Source organism: Chryseolinea serpens (genome assembly GCF_900129725.1).
Lineage (GTDB): Bacteria > Bacteroidota > Bacteroidia > Cytophagales > Cyclobacteriaceae > Chryseolinea > Chryseolinea serpens.
In genome coordinates, this window is sequence record NZ_FQWQ01000004.1 from 186,258 (window position 1) to 202,717 (window position 16,460).

Genomic DNA, 16,460 nt, shown 5'->3' on the forward strand with positions numbered 1-16,460 from the left:
ATTTTCATTTGCGCTTGGCTCTGAACGTGCCGTTGGGTTGAATGGAAACCAGTTCATTGGCTTTCCCCGTAGCATCTACCTCAAACCGGACCTGGAAACCTTCCAGTATTTTGATCTTGAATTCGTTGGGTTTGGTGGCGGCCAGTTCGTATTCAGGTTGGCCGGGCACAAAGAGATAGAGTTTGGTGAGTTCCTTGATGTAAACACGGGCTACCTGCCCGCCGAAATCATAGTCACCCGTATAATTGGCCAGTGTGGGAGCAGCAACATCCAGCAATTGTAGCTTTCGTTTGAATTCAATGTCCTTCACGCTGGGCTCCAGGCGGATGTGGATCGCATCGATCGATCCATCCAGGCCGGTGATGAACTGGAATTTTTCGGATTGGAAATACTTTTTGCCGGTAGCCTGAAACACGTCGTAATGATAATGAGCAAGGTCAGTTTTCAACCCATGCAAGTCGGCTTTCAAACTATTGCCCTCGGCGGTGATCTCCACCACGCCGTAGGCCGGGTGCTCGAATTTGCCGGCGAACGCTGCCAGGGGGTGCGACGGTTTGGTGTCCTTCACACGGTGCAGATCGTCCTCTTCTTTCTTGACCCGGGCTTGCAGGTCCTTGTTCTTGTTTTCGTCGGCAAGAAGACGTCCGTTCCAGTCGGTCAATGGGAGACCCAACATCCGATCCAGCACCTGGCTGCGGACAATCGCCGGCAACGGCGTGCCATTCATGTTGCTGAGCACGACCACACCGATCGAGTCCTTTGGCAGGAAGCACGTGGATGCCGAAAAACCATCGATGTTCCCGCCGTGGTCCACGCGCACGTGGCCGCGGTAAGAAGTGATCACCCAGCCCAATCCATAACTGTTGTAAAACGATTCGTCATAACGCACCGGTACTTCCACCGGAGTGGTCATGGTAGGCGTCTGAAGCTGACGTATGCTGTTTTCGGATAAAACTTTTTTGCCCTTGTAACGGCCGCCGTTGATGAGGGCAACCAGCCAGTGACTCATATCATCTGCACTGGAATTGATAGCGCCAGCCGGTCCCAGGGCATCGATGTTCATATAGGGGATAACTTTGACGGTATCGTTTTGGAGGCTGTAGCCCGTTGCAAAATCACGGGCTTGTTGCAAATCATTTACGGAGAAGTTGGTCGAGGTCATCTCCAGGGGAATCAGAAAGCGATCGCGTGTAAAGTCTTCCCACGATTGATGCGTCACCTGCCCGGCGACCATGCCCGCCACCATAAACATGAGGTTTTGATATTGATAGGCAGTGCGAAAAGGTTTGCTGGGCTCGAGATACTGCAGTCGTTCATACAATTCCCGTCGCGAAAAGGGAGCACCATACCAAAGCAAGTCATGTCGCGGCAAACCCGAACGGTGACAAAGCAGATCGCGCGAAGTAAGGTTGGCCGAAACATAGTCATCCTGTAATTTGAAATCGGGTAGATAGTCGCGCACCGGTTTGTCCAATTCCAGCTTGCCTTCGTCCTCCAGCAGACACAGCCCCGCGGCCGTAAACGCCTTCGTACACGAACCGATGGCGAAAAGGGTTTGGGGAGTAACCGGCAGCTTTTTTTCCTTGTCGCGATAGCCGTAGCCCTTCGACAACACGATTTTATTTTTGTAGACAATGGCCACCGAGACGCCCGGCACGCTCCAGTCGTGCATAACAGAGGCAACATATGCGTCGAATCCCTTCAATTTTTTGTCGAGCGCTTTGTTTTGGCCAAAAGCGATCGTGCCTGGCGTCGCCAGGAGCAGGAGGAATAAAACATGTCGCATACGAGGGTGAGGGTTGGTCCTCTCCTAAAATAAGAAATTGACGTCGGTAAAGAAAGATCAGGCTGCGATTTTGTTCAGCTCCGGATGCGTGAGGATGAGCTTGAACCAGGCCGTGTATGCCTCGGGATGCTGCTTCACGGCCTCGCGCAATTGGCCAAGGCTCATAAACTTCCAATCCTCCACCTCATCTTTGTTCACCACCGGTTCGCCGTCAAAGGTGCCCACGTAAACATGATCATATTCATGCTCCACGAGGTTGTTGTCGAGCGCTGCGCGATAAATGAATTTATAGGCAAACTCCGGTTGCAGATCGATGCCCATTTCTTCTTTCAAACGCCGGCGTGTGGCATCGGCCATGGTTTCGTCCGGGAGGGGATGGCTGCAGCAGGTGTTGGTCCAGAGACGTGCGCTGTGGTATTTGGTGGAGGAGCGCTTCTGCAGCAAGAGCTCGCCCTTCGTGTTGAACAGGATAATGGAAAAAGCACGATGTAAAAGTCCCTTGCGGTGCGCTTCCATTTTTTCGAGGGTGCCCACAGCGTTGTCACGCTCATCGACGAGGATCACCTGTTCCATCAGAGCCAATTCAATTGATGTTTCACAAACGAATAGGCAAGGAGGGTGGCTTTCTGGGGTTTCGGTATACGAATGCGGCTGCGCATAACCATGTGTGACGGCGTGTTCTTTATTTTTCTAAACAACGCAAGGTAATATACATACGCCACATAGACACCGAAACGGGCCGACCGGGGCAATTTTTTTATGCCTTTAACCGCTTCATCAAAATCCTTTCGGATACTGTCTTCAATTCGTTTTTTGCAGGGTTCGTCGAAGCGTTTGAGGTCCAGCCCCGGAAAATACACGCGTCCCATCTCTGCATGATCGGCTTGCAGGTCGCGCAGAAAGTTTATTTTTTGAAAAGCAGCCCCCAACCGCATAGCTCTTCCCCCGGGAGAATCATTTTTCTCCAGCACGGTAACATCAAACCGTGCTTCTGCCAAAAAACAAGCAGCCGAAATTCCAGAAAAGCCCGAACCGATAATGCCTATGCGGCGCTTCTTCATATGAAGTCCCTCTCGGAAAATTAATGCAAGCTTCGCCGCAGGGCAAATCAATTAATAACCATGCAGGCGCTTTTGAATTTCTTTTCGAGCGTGAAAGATCCTGTTTTTCACCGTGCCGATGGGAATGTTTAGATGGGCCGCAATCTCGTGATATTTATATCCGGTGGTGTGCATCTTGAAGGGCGTGAGCAACTCCTCTTTCAAATTATTCACATTGTTCCAGATCTCCCTGAATTCCATGCTCTCCTGCGGCCGGTTAAAAGTATGCTCTTCCTCCACATTCAGAAAGTAAAGATCCTTGGTGGTGTCGTGTGAAGTTTTCGTGCGTTGATTTTTGCGATAGTTGTTGATGAACGTATTGCGCATAATGGTGAAAAGCCATCCCTTCAAATTCGTGTTGTCGCGAAACTTGTCGCGGTAGGTAAGCGCCTTCAGGATCGTGTCCTGAACGAGATCTAAAGACTCGTCCCGATCGTGTGTGAAGCGGCGTGTGAAGGTTTGAAGGGTGCTGCGCAATCCCGCTATCTCGTGGGTGAATTCAAGGGTTTTCATTTGAATAGTGTTTAAGTAAAGGTGAACTAAGTTTAAACAAACGGACCCAGTGCAAAGAATTGACCAATAATTCTGTTTAATGTTAATATAGCGATATTAAACAAAATTTCCAGATCAAATGGAATTTTCGCCTTTTACAAAAGCTGGAAAAGAGGGGTGATCAACCGGGATTAACCGGTGGGGGGAAGTATTACAGAAACAGCCGAAGCTCGGTGGCCGTGGAAAAAGTCTGCACATTGGCGACCTTTTGGCCTTTAAAACGCTGTATTTGGAGGCCGGAGACAAGAATGGGGGACATCGGAAAATCCTTTGTCAGGCGCAGTAAGTAGTCCTCCAGCGGCATGTTCAGGACCGAAGTGATGCTGCTGAGCAGAATGTTGGGCTGGTGCGCGGAATACACAGAAATGAGGTCCTCATGTGGAACATTTTGCCCAAGATAGTAGGTGCGATACCCGCTTTTCCGGGTAAGGAAATGGTAGAAAAGCAGGCCAAGTTCGTGCATCTCACCCTCGGGCAAAAAAAGCAGGATCTTCCGGGCGGATTTTGGAGGCAACGGCAGCCCGTCAATGGCCACAATGATCTTTTGCCGGATGAGGTTGGAAATGAAGTGCTCGTGGGCCGGCGTAATGTTATGCGTCTGCCACAAAATGCCGATCTTCTCCAGGAACGGATAGATTATTTCTGTCACCGATTTTTCAAAGCCATAGCGCAGGATCAGGTTGTTCAGGATCTTCTCAAACAATTCCTCCTCCATATCGATCATGGCCACCACCAACTGGTCGATGTGCACCATCACGTCGTTGTTCAGTTCGCTTAGCTGCAGCACCTTGCGGTTCATGTCGTCAAGCGACATGTCGGCAATTTTGGAGATCTTGATGCCGTTGTTGTTGAGCAGCGAAACATTGATGATCTTTTTCAGATCTTCGTCCGAATAGAAGCGGATGTTGGTGGCCGTTCGGTTGGGGGCAATGATCTTGTGGCGCTTCTCCCAGATGCGGATGGTGTGTGCCTTGATTCCTGAAAGCTGTTCGAGTTCTTTTATAGAATATTTACCCATCGTCCAACCTTTACTCCCCTTTAACCGGCCCGTGCGGAAATTGTTTTTTGACAAGCGGGGAAATCATACTTTTATTCTTCATGGCTCCTGATATTATAAAAATAGGAAAAGATTGGTTCACGTCCAGAGGATGGAAAGTGTTTCCTTTCCAGCAAGAAGCGTGGAAGGCCTACCTCAACGGCCAGCACGGCCTGGTGAACGCGCCCACCGGCAGCGGAAAAACCTATTCGCTCATGGTGCCCTGTCTGCTGGAGTTTATCCGCGACCATCCCAACTTTGCCTCCCAAAAGAACAACGGACTGCAGGTGATCTGGATCACGCCCATCCGGGCACTTTCCAAAGAGATCGAGCTTTCCGGCAAACGCGTCATCGAAGGCCTGGGGTTGCCCTGGAAAGTGGGCGTGCGCTCGGGCGACACGTCGGTGAAAGAACGGGCAAAACAAAAAGAGAAACCTCCCGAATTGCTCATCACCACACCCGAAAGCCTGCACCTGCTGCTGGCCCAAAAAGGCTATCCCGAATTTTTCAAAAACCTCCGCGCCATCATCGCCGACGAGTGGCACGAACTGATGGGATCCAAACGCGGTGTGCAGGTGGAGCTTGCGCTTTCGCGATTGAAGACCATCTCGCCACACCTCAAAGTATGGGGCATCTCCGCCACCATCGGCAACATGGACCAGGCCCTGGAAGCGTTGCTGGGAAATTACTACCATGAAAAAAATTACACCATCGTCCGCTCCGCACTGGAAAAGAAGGTGGAAGTAGTTTCCCTCTTGCCTGAAACACTGGAGAAATTGCCGTGGGCGGGTCACTTGGGCATCCAACTCCTGCAGAAGGTCATCGACATTGTGAAGTCGAGTACGACCACACTCATCTTCACCAACACGCGCTCCTTTGCCGAGATCTGGTACCACCGCATGCTGGACAAAGCGCCGGAACTATCGGGGCTCATCGCCATGCATCACGGCTCCATCAGCCAGGAGATTCGAAATTGGGTGGAGGAACAACTGCACGAAGGGAAACTTAAAGCCGTGGTGTGCACCTCCAGCCTCGATCTGGGGGTTGACTTCCGGCCCGTGGAAACGGTCATCCAAGTGGGGGGGCCAAAAGGCGTGGCCCGGTTTCTCCAACGCGCCGGCCGCAGTGGCCACCAACCTGGCGCCACCAGCCGCATTTACTTTGTACCCACCCATTCGCTCGAACTCATGGAAGCCGCCGCCATTCGCGAAGCCATCACGCGAAAGATCGTCGAAGACCGGCTGCCCTACATCCGCTCGTTCGACGTGCTCATCCAATACCTCGTGACCTTGGCGGTCTCCGATGGATTTTATCCCGATCAGATCTATGCGGAGATCAAAAACACCTTCTGCTATCAATCCGTTTCCGAAGACGAATGGCACTGGCTGCTGAATTTTATCACCACCGGTGGTGACTCGCTTCAGGCCTATGACGAATACCGCAAAGTGATCATCCTGCAGGGATTGTACAAAGTAGATAACCGCATGATCGCCATGCGCCACCGCCTCTCGGTGGGCACCATCGTGGGCGACAGTTCACTGTTCGTGCGTTTTGTCTCGGGAAAATACCTGGGCACCATCGAAGAATATTTTATCTCGCGTCTCAATCCCGGCGATGTCTTTTGGTTTGCCGGCCGGAACCTGGAGCTGGTGCGCATCAAAGAGATGGAAGCGCAGGTGCGCAAGTCGAACAAGAAATCGGGTGCCGTGCCTTCCTGGCAAGGGGGACGCATGCCACTCTCCTCGCAAATGAGCGAGATGATCCGCGTGAAGTTAGACGAAGTAGTACGGGGTGTGGAGAAGGACGAGGAGTTGATTTTTTTAAGACCACTTTTTCAATTGCAAAAAGAGCGCTCTCACCTGCCGGCCAAAGACGAATTTCTCATCGAATATTTCAAAAGCTCCGAAGGCTATCACGTCCTCATGTACCCGTTCGAGGGACGCTTTGTACACGAAGGCATCGCCGCACTCATGGCCTACCGCATCGCGCAGATCCAACCGATCACCTTCTCGATCGCCATGAACGACTATGGCTTTGAATTGCTCTCTGACCAACCCATTCCCATCGAAGAAGCTGTGGAGACCAACGTGCTGGGAACGGACGATTTGCTGAAGGACATACAGGCCAGCATCAACTCCACCGAAATGGCCCGGCGTAAGTTCCGCGACATCGCCGCCATATCGGGGCTGGTGTTCAAAGGCTATCCCGGCAAACCGGTGAAGGACCGGCACCTGCAATCTTCGTCACAACTGTTCTTCAACGTCTTCCACGACTACGAGGCCCACAACCTGTTGCTGCAACAGGCATTTGAAGAAGTCATGGATTTTCAACTGGAGGAAGCCAGGTTGCGCAGGGCGTTGGAGCGCATCGCGCATCAAAAAATTATCATTACACGCCCCGTCATGCCCACACCCTTCGCCTTCCCCATCATGGTCGACCGCATGCGCGAGAAACTAACCTCCGAAAAACTGGAAGACCGCATCAAGCGTATGGCCCTTCAGTTCGACGCAGACTAGCGGACGAATGCGGCGAACGAATAGAATACGACGATCTAAAAAATGGAGCGGAACACGAGGAACAGGGTGCCCGCCATGATCATCACCACAGGCAACGTGAGGAACCACGCGATGAGAATATTGCGCACCGTATCGGGCTGCAGGTTCTTCACACCGCGGTTGGCCACCATGCTACCGGCGATACCCGACGACAACACGTGCGTGGTGCTTACCGGCAATCCGAAATAAGATGACAAGCCAATGGTGCTGGCCGCAACAAGTTCGGCACTGGCGCCCTGGGCATAGGTGAGATGTTCTTTGCCGATCTTTTCGCCCACGGTTTTCACAATGCGTTTCCAACCGATCATCGTGCCAAGCCCCAGCGACAGCGAGATCATGAGCAGTACCCAGGTAGGGGAGTAGTCGGTGGCCTTGCGGACACTCTTAAGTTCGTCTTTCAATGATTTCTTTTCGGCCTCGCTGAGCTTTACATCTTCTTTTTTCGAGAGGGACGTGAGCTCGCGATCCATGATCATGATGTCTTTTCTTACCTGGAAACGCTCAGTTTTCGGTATATCACGAATGTCACTGAGCGTGGCAAAGCGCTGCTGCAGCCGGGCATTGATCTGTTTAGCCTCGAGTAAATTATGACGATCGGAGAGAGACAAGTGGGAAGAGTCGATACTGGAAATGACCTGTTCGATCTTGGTAAGCGACCCGGGTAACTTGCTAGGAGAAAAGGATTCATCCAGGGCAAAATATGCGGGCACTACGCCAATGAGAATGAGCATGATCAGACCCACGCCTTTCTGACCGTCGTTGGAGCCATGAAAAAAGCTGACGAGCGAACAGGTAAGCACCAATATGCTCCGGATCCAAAGCGGCGGTGGCTGATTTTTCTTGGGCTCCTTAAAGAGGCTGTCGCCATAGGAAGTCTTTTTTGTAAACGTTCGGATCAGGTACATCAAAATGATGGTCATCGAAAAACCGAACAAAGGGGAGATCAATAAGGAAATCCCGATCTCTTGCGCCTTTCCCCAATTCACGGCATCGCCGGAAGCTTCGGGCAAAAGAGAATAGGCCAACCCGACCCCGAGAATGGAACCGATCAGCGTATGCGAACTGGAGCACGGAATGCCAAAGTACCAGGTCAGTAAGTTCCAGAAAATGGCTGTGATCAACAAGGCCATGACCATCGACAAGCTATGGGCGATATTTTGATCGACCAGCGTCTCCACGGGCAACAGGTTTATGATGCCCACGGCCACGGCAATACCGCCCCAGAAGACACCAATAAAATTGCAGAAACCCGACCAGATCACGGCCACCCAGGGCTTTAGTGAATTGGTATAGATTACCGTAGCAACGGCATTGGCCGTATCATGAAAACCATTGACAAATTCGAAGGAGCAGGCAGCAATAAGGCAAATGATAAGCAGGGCTGAGTACGCGAAGTCTAATTCGAACATAAACCTTTTATTCCGTGTGCAATCTAGGGTGAATTCCTGTCCACAATGTTACCCGAATGTTAACTTTTTTTTCTGAAAACCTTTAAAATACTCGCATTTGGCTGGTTTTCAGAAGATTGGGAAAGCTTATGGGGATTAATTTTTGATTTGCTAGATTGACCCGGTCATGGAAATGGAGATTTTAGGAGAGCGCCTCAGACTATACCCCCAAAAGGCAGTTTTTTGGCCCGGAAAGGAGATACTTTTTATTGCCGATCTGCACGTGGGTAAAATCAATCACTTTCGCCGGTCGGGCATACCCCTGCCGGTAAAGGCCAACGACCGCAACATCGAACTGCTAATGGACCTCATCCAGGCCACTCACCCCAAGCGGGTCATTTGCCTGGGCGATCTTTTTCATAGCCATTATAACCCCGAATGGGAAGTATTTGGGGAGGTGGTGAAACATTTCAGCCACATCTCTTTCGAATTGGTCATGGGCAACCACGACATCATGAGCGAGATCCAATACAGCCGCAAAGGCATCCTGCTCCACGACGAGCTCCGCATCGACCCCTTCATCTTTACACACCATCCGATGGAGGAGGTAGAGGAGGGGGCCTACAATCTTGCCGGCCATATCCATCCCGGGGTCAGCCTGAGAGGCAAGGGCAGACAATCGCTGACACTGCCATGTTTTTATTTCGGATCTTGCGCCGGTCTGTTGCCCGCCTTCGGGATGTTTACGGGCCTGGCACGCATCCATCCGAAGAAGGACGACAACGTGTTTATTATTTTGGAAGATAAAATAATGAAGGTAAATCCATCCTGAAGACCGCACCCTGAACTGAACCTATGCCTCATAAAAAACTGAATTCCTCAAAATCGCTTCGATCGTCAGCCCAAACGGCTTGCCTCCTGCTGGCATTTTTGTTTGCCGGCGGCCACGCCTGGTCGCAAGACACGACAAGGCTCTCGCTCCTTTTTGCCGGCGATGTTATGGGGCATGACTCTCAGATTGCCGCGGCCTATGATGCCACGAAAAAGACATACGATTATACGGCCTGCTTCCAATACATAAAGCCCTACATCGAATCGGCCGACCTGGCCATCGCCAACCTGGAGGTGACCCTGGGGGGCGCACCATACAGCGGCTATCCGCAATTCAGCTCCCCCGACCAACTCGCGGTCACCCTCAAAGACGTCGGCTTTGACGCCCTGGTAACGGCCAATAACCATTGCGTGGACAGAGGTAAAAAGGGGATCGAGCGCACCGTGGCGATGCTCGACAGTTTCAACATTCCCCACACCGGCACATTCTATGACACCGTTTCGCGTCTCAACGACTCGCCCCTCATCCTGGAAAAGAATGGCTTCACCCTGGCGCTGCTCAACTACACCTATGGCACCAACGGCATCACCGTCCCGAAGGGCAAGATTGTCAACCTGCTCGATACAGCCGTCATTCGCCAGGACCTTCTAAAAGCCCAGTCGCTGCACCCCGACGCCATCATCGTCTTCACCCACTGGGGAATTGAATATCAAAATCTGCCATCGAAAATACAGAAAGACCTTACCGAATTTTGCTTTGCCCATGGCGCCCGACTGGTCATCGGCGCACATCCCCATGTGCTTCAGCCAATGGAATGGCGAAAGGAAAAGAATCAATTCGTAGCGTATTCATTGGGCAATTTTGTCTCCGGTCAACGGAAGCGCTACACGGACGGTGGCGCCATGGCCTATCTGGAGCTCTCCAAGATCACCTACAAGCCCGACAGTGCCATCACCACCATCGACAGTGCCGCCTACGGCCTCCAATGGGTGTATCGCTCAGCCGAGGCTCATAAAAATTATTATATCATCCCCGTACAACCCGGGGACAAGGCCGCGCTGGAGTTTGTGAAAACCCAAACCGCGCGCGATGCTTACCGCATCTTCGTGGAGGATTCGCGCCAGCTTTATAAAAAACATAACAAGGAAGTCCCAGAGAGAAGCGGACTTCCACCAACGCCGTCTCCTGCGGAGATCACCACGGAGCAGCACTGACAAGCAGGACGGACGATTTCCGTTTTTTTTATTTTCCGCGCTTATAAAACCGGTCGGCCAGTATCGCAATGGGCAACCCGATGCACACCATCAGGATTCCCATTTGCAAAGCGGCCTTGGCCACATCAAAGGGACCCATCTTGACGAGCGTGAGCGGAACCACGATCTTGTTCATGCAGACCCACACAAATGCCCCGTACAAAATGCCCGACACATATTTGTTCTTCGCCAGAAAAGGCAGATACGGAAACGAGAGAAAATACAACACCGTCCATCCAAAGGCGATAATGTAGTGAAAGAGAAGTCCCAGCAGTGCCATCCCCGCACCGCCGGCGTATGCCTCCTGCCCAAACACCGCAGAAGCAATAAAGTGAAGCACGAGCACCGGGCTTCGACCCGAGACGATATAGACGTGAATAAACGCCGAAAGAATATCCATTGTCCCCGCCAGCAAACCGGCAAGTAAAATGGCCTTAACGACTCCATCCGAAAGGCGAGCATTGGCTACATTTTCCATAAGCAAAAGTGATTTATTGAACCATCACGAAGGTACCACAAAAGCAACAATCACGCGATGACGCAGATCGTGTGAATTTTACACATACTCCCCAAAAGAAGGCCCCACCTGAAAGCCCTCCTGGATTCTGGCTCCTGGCTTCTGGCTCCTGAATTCTGCTCCTGACCTATCCATACCGTTGCAACCCCAATGCTTGCCACGTCGCCAAGTAAGATCGCGTAACATTTTCTGCCTTCCCGATCAAAAAAATATTTAGAAAAAAGCAAACTGCAATCTCATTGCAGTCTGTGCCCTCATCTTTGCTTTCGATAAAGCCAAACTTATAGACGTGGAAGTAAGGTGATAACCAACGTTGAAGACGTTGACCGAGGTTATCACCTTTTCCTATTTTAATGAACAATGAAATACGAAACGGAAAGCTATGCATATGAGATCAAGATCATTTGTTCTGTATGGTTTGCTCGCGATCAGCATGCTGATGGAAGCAAATTGGAGTTTAGGTCAGACCAACCTGCCACCTAAGTTCGAAGTTCCCGCACCCGTTACCGTAATGGAGGATTTTGGGACGCAAGGAATTCCAAAGGTGGTTTCACGTATAGATCCGGGTAGTTCAATTGAAGCGGAAAGCGGCCAAACGGTTTTCCTGCGTATCGTAAGTGCCAGTATAGACCCCAACTTTTTTTCAAGCGTCGCCCTCACCAATACGGGAACGTTAAGTTTCACGGTAGTGCCCAACAGCAATGGCAGTACCTCGATAGACGTTTATGCGATAGATGACGGTGGCGCCAGGAGTGTCACAAAGAAGATCTATATTCATCTTCTGCCGGTCAACGATCCCCCTTCGTTCACGAAAGGACCAGATCTACTCGTTTCCGCCATGGATGCCGGGCCACAGAACTGGCCCTCCTGGGCGACGCACATTAGCCCGGGACCAATGGAGGAATCCGTACAAACGGTACATTTTGAACTCAACGGATTCGATCCGTCCCTCTTTTCGACTCCTCCCGCTATCGACGCGCACGGCACCCTGACTTTTGAGCCCCTGCCCACCACTTCCGGCCAGATCGCTGTGGCCGCTACGGCGGTCGACGATGGCGGAACAGACAACGGAGGAATCGACCATAGCGCTTCGCAAACGTTCTTCATTTCTATCCCCTCCAACCAACCCCCGACGTTTGTTAAAGGCGACGATAAAACCGTATGGGAAGACTCGGGGCCGCAGCAATTCACCTCGTGGGCAACACACGTGTCGGCCGGCACAAATGAATTGCATCAGCAAATTGCCTTTCACGTTTACGACTACGATCAGACCCTTTTCGTCCAAGGTCCATCCATCGATCCGCAGGGAAATCTCGCGTTCACACCCGCGCCCAACGCCTCTGGCAGCACACCGGTGTTCGTGCAGGCTACCGACAATGGAGGCACTTCTAACGGTGGACAAGATCACAGTGTCCCAACAACTTTTGTCATCACCGTGCAGCCGGTAAACGATCCACCCGCGATGGACTTCGTGCCGACGCAGTACACGAAGATCCATGCGACGAAGCAAACCGTTTTTCTTGATGGTATAACTCCAGGTCCACTGGAAGACGGCCAGACCCTTACGCTCACCGCATCGGCAAGCGATCACCAGCGCCTGAGTGACCCGCAGATAACCTACTTGGGAGGGAGTAAGGCCACACTGGAGTACTCACCGGGGTCTGCGGCCGGTAGGGTTGATGTCACCGTGAAGCTTGCCGACGATGGCGGTGTTGCCAACGGCGGTGTTGACCAATCGACCTATACCTTCCAGATCGTTATCGACGATGAGGTCACGCCACAACCGCCCCCACCGTTTCAAACCTTGTTTGTTCCGACCGTATTCTCACCCAACGGCGACAATTCCAATGATGTCTTCAAAATACGGGGCGAGGGCATAGCCTCGCTGCAATTTGCCATTTTCGATTTATCGGGCCGAAGAGTGTACTACACCAGCGACGTGAAATCGGTCACGGAGCAAGGATGGGATGGCACCTTCAACGGCGTGACGTTACCCGCCGGCAGCTATGCGTGGACCTTAAAGGGAAACCTGGTCGATGGAAGTGAACTCTCCTTCAATGGAAAAAAATACGGCCAGGTATTGCTGGTCAGATGAATCAGGAGGCATGCTAGTTTGTAAAGCACCAGAAATGACAATAGATAAAAAAGTTCTCGCATACATCGTCGTGGGAATGCTCACAGCGATCCTGTCATGTTCCAAATCCCCTTGCGAAGGAGGCAAAGACAACCTGATCGTGGAAACCGTGCTCACCGCCGACGAGCAATCGCGCCTGACACCAGCGCAAGTCATTCAAAGTCTCCGTGAAGGCAATGTGCGTTTCTGTGCAAACGACCTCACCGCGCGTGACCACAGCAAACAAATCCGGGAAGCGGCACGCTCACAATTTCCCAAAGCCGTCATCGTCTCCTGTCTCGATTCGCGAATCCCGGTTGAAGACATTTTTGACAAAGGCATAGGCGACATCTTTGTGGCGCGTGTGGCGGGTAATGTTATCAATGAAGACATACTGGGTAGCCTGGAATACGGCTGCGCGGTGGCGGGTGCCAAAGTGGTGGTGGTGCTGGGTCACGAAAATTGTGGTGCCATCAAAGCCGGCATCGACAACGTGCGCACGGGCAACATCACGTCGCTGGTCGTGAAGATCCGGCGTGCGGTAGACCAGGCAGCGGCTGCTGAAATCAACCCTGCCCCCAAAAGCAAAGATTTTATCCACGCCGTCTGCCTTGCCAATGTTCAGATTTCCCTGACCGACATCCACGACAATAGCCCCATTCTGAAAACGCTTGAAGAACAAGGTAAGATCAGCATTGTCGGTGCGCTATACGATATCAATACAGGGCAGGTGAAGTTTTTGGATAGGGATCAGTGAGGTCCCTGCGTCTTCTCCGGGAGACAAAAGAAAAACGCTACCTTTTGAGTAGCGCTTTTCTTTATCAATAATTCATAACCCTGTCACAAAGGTCACTGTTCCCACTGCAATTATTTTGCAGTGGCTATTTTTTTAGGCCATGGGTTTTTGAGGGGCGTAGATGCCCAGTTTCTTCATGCGCGAGGCCAGTGTGGTGGGCTTCAGATTTAAAATATCAGCCGCGCCGCCGGTTCCCCGGATCCGCCAATTGGTTTTTTCGAGCACGCGGATGATGTGAAGCTTTTCTGCCTCCAGCATCGAAATGCCATCGTCTTTTTTGATGGCGGAGATGGGCTTCCAGTCGCCGATAGACAGTTCATTGCCGGGGCTGGTGATGATGAGGCGTTCGATCACATTTTCGAGTTCGCGAATGTTCCCCGGCCAGTCGTAAAGCATGAGTTGTTCGATGGTGGCCGAAGAAATTTGTTTTATCTCCTTGCCGATCTTTTTGCTGTGCTTGTTCACAAAGTGATGCACAAGCGCGGGGATGTCCTGACGGCGCTCTTGCAGGCTGGGATTGTGAATGGGAAAAACGTTGAGGCGGAAGAAAAGATCTGACCGGAAATTCCCAACGTTCACGGCTTCTTCGATATCGCGGTTGGTGGCGGCGATCACCCGCACGTCGACCCGGGTGGCCTTGGCTTCGCCTAATTTATGGAAATCACCATCTTGCAATACGCGCAGCAGTTTGGCTTGCAAATCCAGCGGAAGCTCGCCGATTTCGTCCAGAAAAATGGTGCCCTTATCGGCCAGCTCGAAAAGGCCGATCTTGTTCACCAGCGCTCCCGTAAATGCGCCCTTTACGTGTCCAAACAATTCGCTTTCAATCAGGTTGGCGGGCAACGCGGCGCAATTTACTTTCACCATGCTCCGATTGCTGCGATTGCTCATCGTGTGAATGGCCCGCGCCAACAACTCTTTGCCCGTACCCGTTTGCCCCGTGATCAACACGGTGGCATTGGTGGACGCCACCTGACGAACTTTTTGCAGTACCTCTTCGAAGATCTTGCTTTCGTAGATGATCTCGCTGGGATTGTTGTGGGCTGAGATCTCGCGCCGCAAGTATTGGTTCTCTTGCTCCAGGCGACCTTTCAGCTTTTTTATCTCCTCGTTGGCATCCTGAAGAATGGAATTTTTTTCGCTGAGTTGTTTGTTTGTGACCTTCAGCTCTTCCAATAATTTAGCGTTCTCCGATTTGAGATTTCTGGATTCGAGGCCTTTCTCGATAATGCTTCGCAGGTGCTTCAGGTCCCAGGGTTTGGAGATGAAGTAGAAAATCTTGCCGTCGTTGATGGCGTTGATAACAGTTTCAATTTGCGAGTATCCGGTGATGATGATCCGCACCATGTCCGGATATTGGGGTACCAATTCCTTTAGCAAGTCGAGCCCGGTCTGATCGGGCATCTTTTGATCGGTGAGAATGAGGTCTACGTCGTGATCTTTAATGACCTGTTTGGCCTCGGCAGCTGACGAAGCTACGAGAACGTTGTATTCTTTTTTGAAAAGCGATTTGAAAATAGTAAGATTTTCAATTTCGTCATCAACATACAAGATCGTATTCATTATAGAACCTTTGTATAATACACTAAAATGTAGCACATAATTTAGAGAAATTCAATTCTTCATTTGCACAACCGGCGAAGCGTGATCAGGAATTCGCGCAAACGCACCTGCGATGATATTTTCGACCCTACACTTTATCGAAGATCGCAGCGACCAGCAGGTTTTTGGAAAAAGGCCCGCTCACGCTACCGGAAACCGTGCCGTCTTTAAACAACAGGATCGTAGGAATTTCCGAAATGCAATACGTAAGCTCGAAGAACGGGTACTCGTCCAGGTTAACTTTGTAGAACAGGACTTTGTCTTTGAAATCGTCCGTGAATTCCTGTAACAGCGATTCGGCCAGGAAAGATAGACCGCTGTAGTTCCTGTAAAACTCCACCAGAACGGGTTCCTTCGCGAGCAGTACTTTTTCAGCGAACTGAATTTCAATGTCACTTCCTGTCATCTGATGTATGGCCATAGTTTGTGATATTAGAATAACCCCTTCTATAAATTCTGTGCCAGTTAAAAAAGCCGTTTGCATTCAAATTTTAGAGGTGATCGTATCGAAATGAGTTGAAATTTCGTTCGCCCAACGAAATTTCGTTAGCCGTGCTCTGCACACAAGCGTGTTAACCATCCGCTGCGTGCACTTGGAAAGTGTTTACTGGAAAGAACATGGGCGACGAAATAGTACGACGAAAATCCAAGACGAGCAACGATATTTCGTCGGTAAAAAGTCGTCATAACTTGGTAATTGTTTGATTTTCAGGTTTTTAAGTTTAGGCCTGATCCTTGTTAGAAAGGCTTGGAAAAACCACATTGAAATGCGATATACAGGTCATGTGCGACGGCGCAGAGGGGGCATTCGTTCCGTCGATAGAGTGGGTGAGTCCTTGTCAAGGTCAAGATTAATGCTTCTTCTTTTGCTTTTTCCTGGCTATCTTCAACATGTACTTGGCCTAGTTCTGTTGTACGTCTCCAGCCCAT

Annotated in this window: 14 protein-coding genes; 5 read left to right on the plus strand and 9 right to left on the minus strand. The window is 51.1% G+C overall.

All coding sequences use genetic code 11. The features are described 5' to 3' along the window. Positions 1–4: 4 nt before the first annotated feature. The 5 genes from BUB30_RS25345 to BUB30_RS25365 form a co-directional block, all read right to left on the minus strand. Positions 5–1,786: a serine hydrolase gene (locus BUB30_RS25345; protein ID WP_073140034.1), complete on the minus strand. Its 1,782-nt coding sequence runs from the start codon at positions 1,784–1,786 to the stop codon at positions 5–7. A gap of 57 nt (positions 1,787–1,843) precedes the next feature. Further along, positions 1,844–2,359: an isopentenyl-diphosphate Delta-isomerase gene (idi, locus tag BUB30_RS25350; RefSeq protein WP_221408802.1), complete on the minus strand. Its 516-nt coding sequence runs from the start codon at positions 2,357–2,359 to the stop codon at positions 1,844–1,846. Beyond that, entirely contained in the window at positions 2,359–2,847 is a 489-nt protein-coding gene (locus BUB30_RS25355) for a phytoene/squalene synthase family protein (RefSeq protein ID WP_073140037.1), read from the minus strand. The genes idi and BUB30_RS25355 overlap by 1 nt, the downstream gene beginning before the upstream one ends. Positions 2,848–2,898: 51 nt before the next feature. Continuing rightward, on the minus strand, positions 2,899–3,399 hold the full coding sequence (locus BUB30_RS25360; RefSeq protein WP_073140040.1) for an RNA polymerase sigma factor: 501 nt from the start codon (positions 3,397–3,399) through the stop codon (positions 2,899–2,901). A gap of 190 nt (positions 3,400–3,589) precedes the next feature. Beyond that, positions 3,590–4,456, minus strand: coding sequence for a MerR family transcriptional regulator (locus tag BUB30_RS25365; protein WP_073141167.1), 867 nt, complete (start codon positions 4,454–4,456; stop codon positions 3,590–3,592). Between the two features lie 80 nt (positions 4,457–4,536). Between BUB30_RS25365 and BUB30_RS25370 the strand changes: the two genes are divergently transcribed. Continuing rightward, on the plus strand, positions 4,537–6,990 hold the full coding sequence (locus BUB30_RS25370; RefSeq protein WP_073140042.1) for a ligase-associated DNA damage response DEXH box helicase: 2,454 nt from the start codon (positions 4,537–4,539) through the stop codon (positions 6,988–6,990). Between the two features lie 35 nt (positions 6,991–7,025). On the opposite strand, the gene BUB30_RS25375 is transcribed toward BUB30_RS25370, so the two are convergent. Then, the gene (locus tag BUB30_RS25375) at positions 7,026–8,438 is read right to left on the minus strand and encodes an inorganic phosphate transporter (RefSeq protein WP_073140046.1); all 1,413 of its coding nucleotides are present in this window, start codon (positions 8,436–8,438) and stop codon (positions 7,026–7,028) included. Positions 8,439–8,610: 172 nt separating this feature from the next. Between BUB30_RS25375 and pdeM the strand changes: the two genes are divergently transcribed. Both pdeM and BUB30_RS25385 read left to right on the plus strand, forming a co-directional pair. Beyond that, on the plus strand, positions 8,611–9,249 hold the full coding sequence (gene pdeM / locus BUB30_RS25380; RefSeq protein ID WP_178377197.1) for a ligase-associated DNA damage response endonuclease PdeM: 639 nt from the start codon (positions 8,611–8,613) through the stop codon (positions 9,247–9,249). A gap of 23 nt (positions 9,250–9,272) precedes the next feature. After that, the gene (locus BUB30_RS25385; RefSeq protein WP_073140052.1) at positions 9,273–10,463 is read left to right on the plus strand and encodes a CapA family protein; all 1,191 of its coding nucleotides are present in this window, start codon (positions 9,273–9,275) and stop codon (positions 10,461–10,463) included. A 28-nt stretch (positions 10,464–10,491) separates the two neighbouring features. Here BUB30_RS25385 and BUB30_RS25390 read toward each other — a convergent pair whose 3' ends face one another. Continuing rightward, positions 10,492–10,980: a hypothetical protein gene (locus tag BUB30_RS25390; protein ID WP_073140054.1), complete on the minus strand. Its 489-nt coding sequence runs from the start codon at positions 10,978–10,980 to the stop codon at positions 10,492–10,494. Positions 10,981–11,407: 427 nt separating this feature from the next. On the opposite strand from BUB30_RS25390, the gene BUB30_RS25400 reads away from it, so the two are divergent. Together BUB30_RS25400 and BUB30_RS25405 are read left to right on the plus strand one after the other, a co-directional pair. Next, positions 11,408–13,114, plus strand: a complete 1,707-nt coding sequence (locus tag BUB30_RS25400; protein ID WP_178377198.1) for a T9SS type B sorting domain-containing protein — start codon at positions 11,408–11,410, stop codon at positions 13,112–13,114. A gap of 34 nt (positions 13,115–13,148) precedes the next feature. After that, positions 13,149–13,889, plus strand: a complete 741-nt coding sequence (locus BUB30_RS25405) for a carbonic anhydrase family protein (protein WP_143165083.1) — start codon at positions 13,149–13,151, stop codon at positions 13,887–13,889. 132 nt (positions 13,890–14,021) lie between these two features. Here BUB30_RS25405 and BUB30_RS25410 read toward each other — a convergent pair whose 3' ends face one another. Then, a complete protein-coding gene (locus BUB30_RS25410) occupies positions 14,022–15,491 on the minus strand; it encodes a sigma 54-interacting transcriptional regulator (RefSeq protein WP_073140062.1) in 1,470 nt (489 codons plus the stop codon). A gap of 127 nt (positions 15,492–15,618) precedes the next feature. Next, entirely contained in the window at positions 15,619–15,951 is a 333-nt protein-coding gene (locus tag BUB30_RS25415; RefSeq protein WP_073140065.1) for a thioredoxin family protein, read from the minus strand. Between the last annotated feature and the right edge of the window lie 509 nt (positions 15,952–16,460).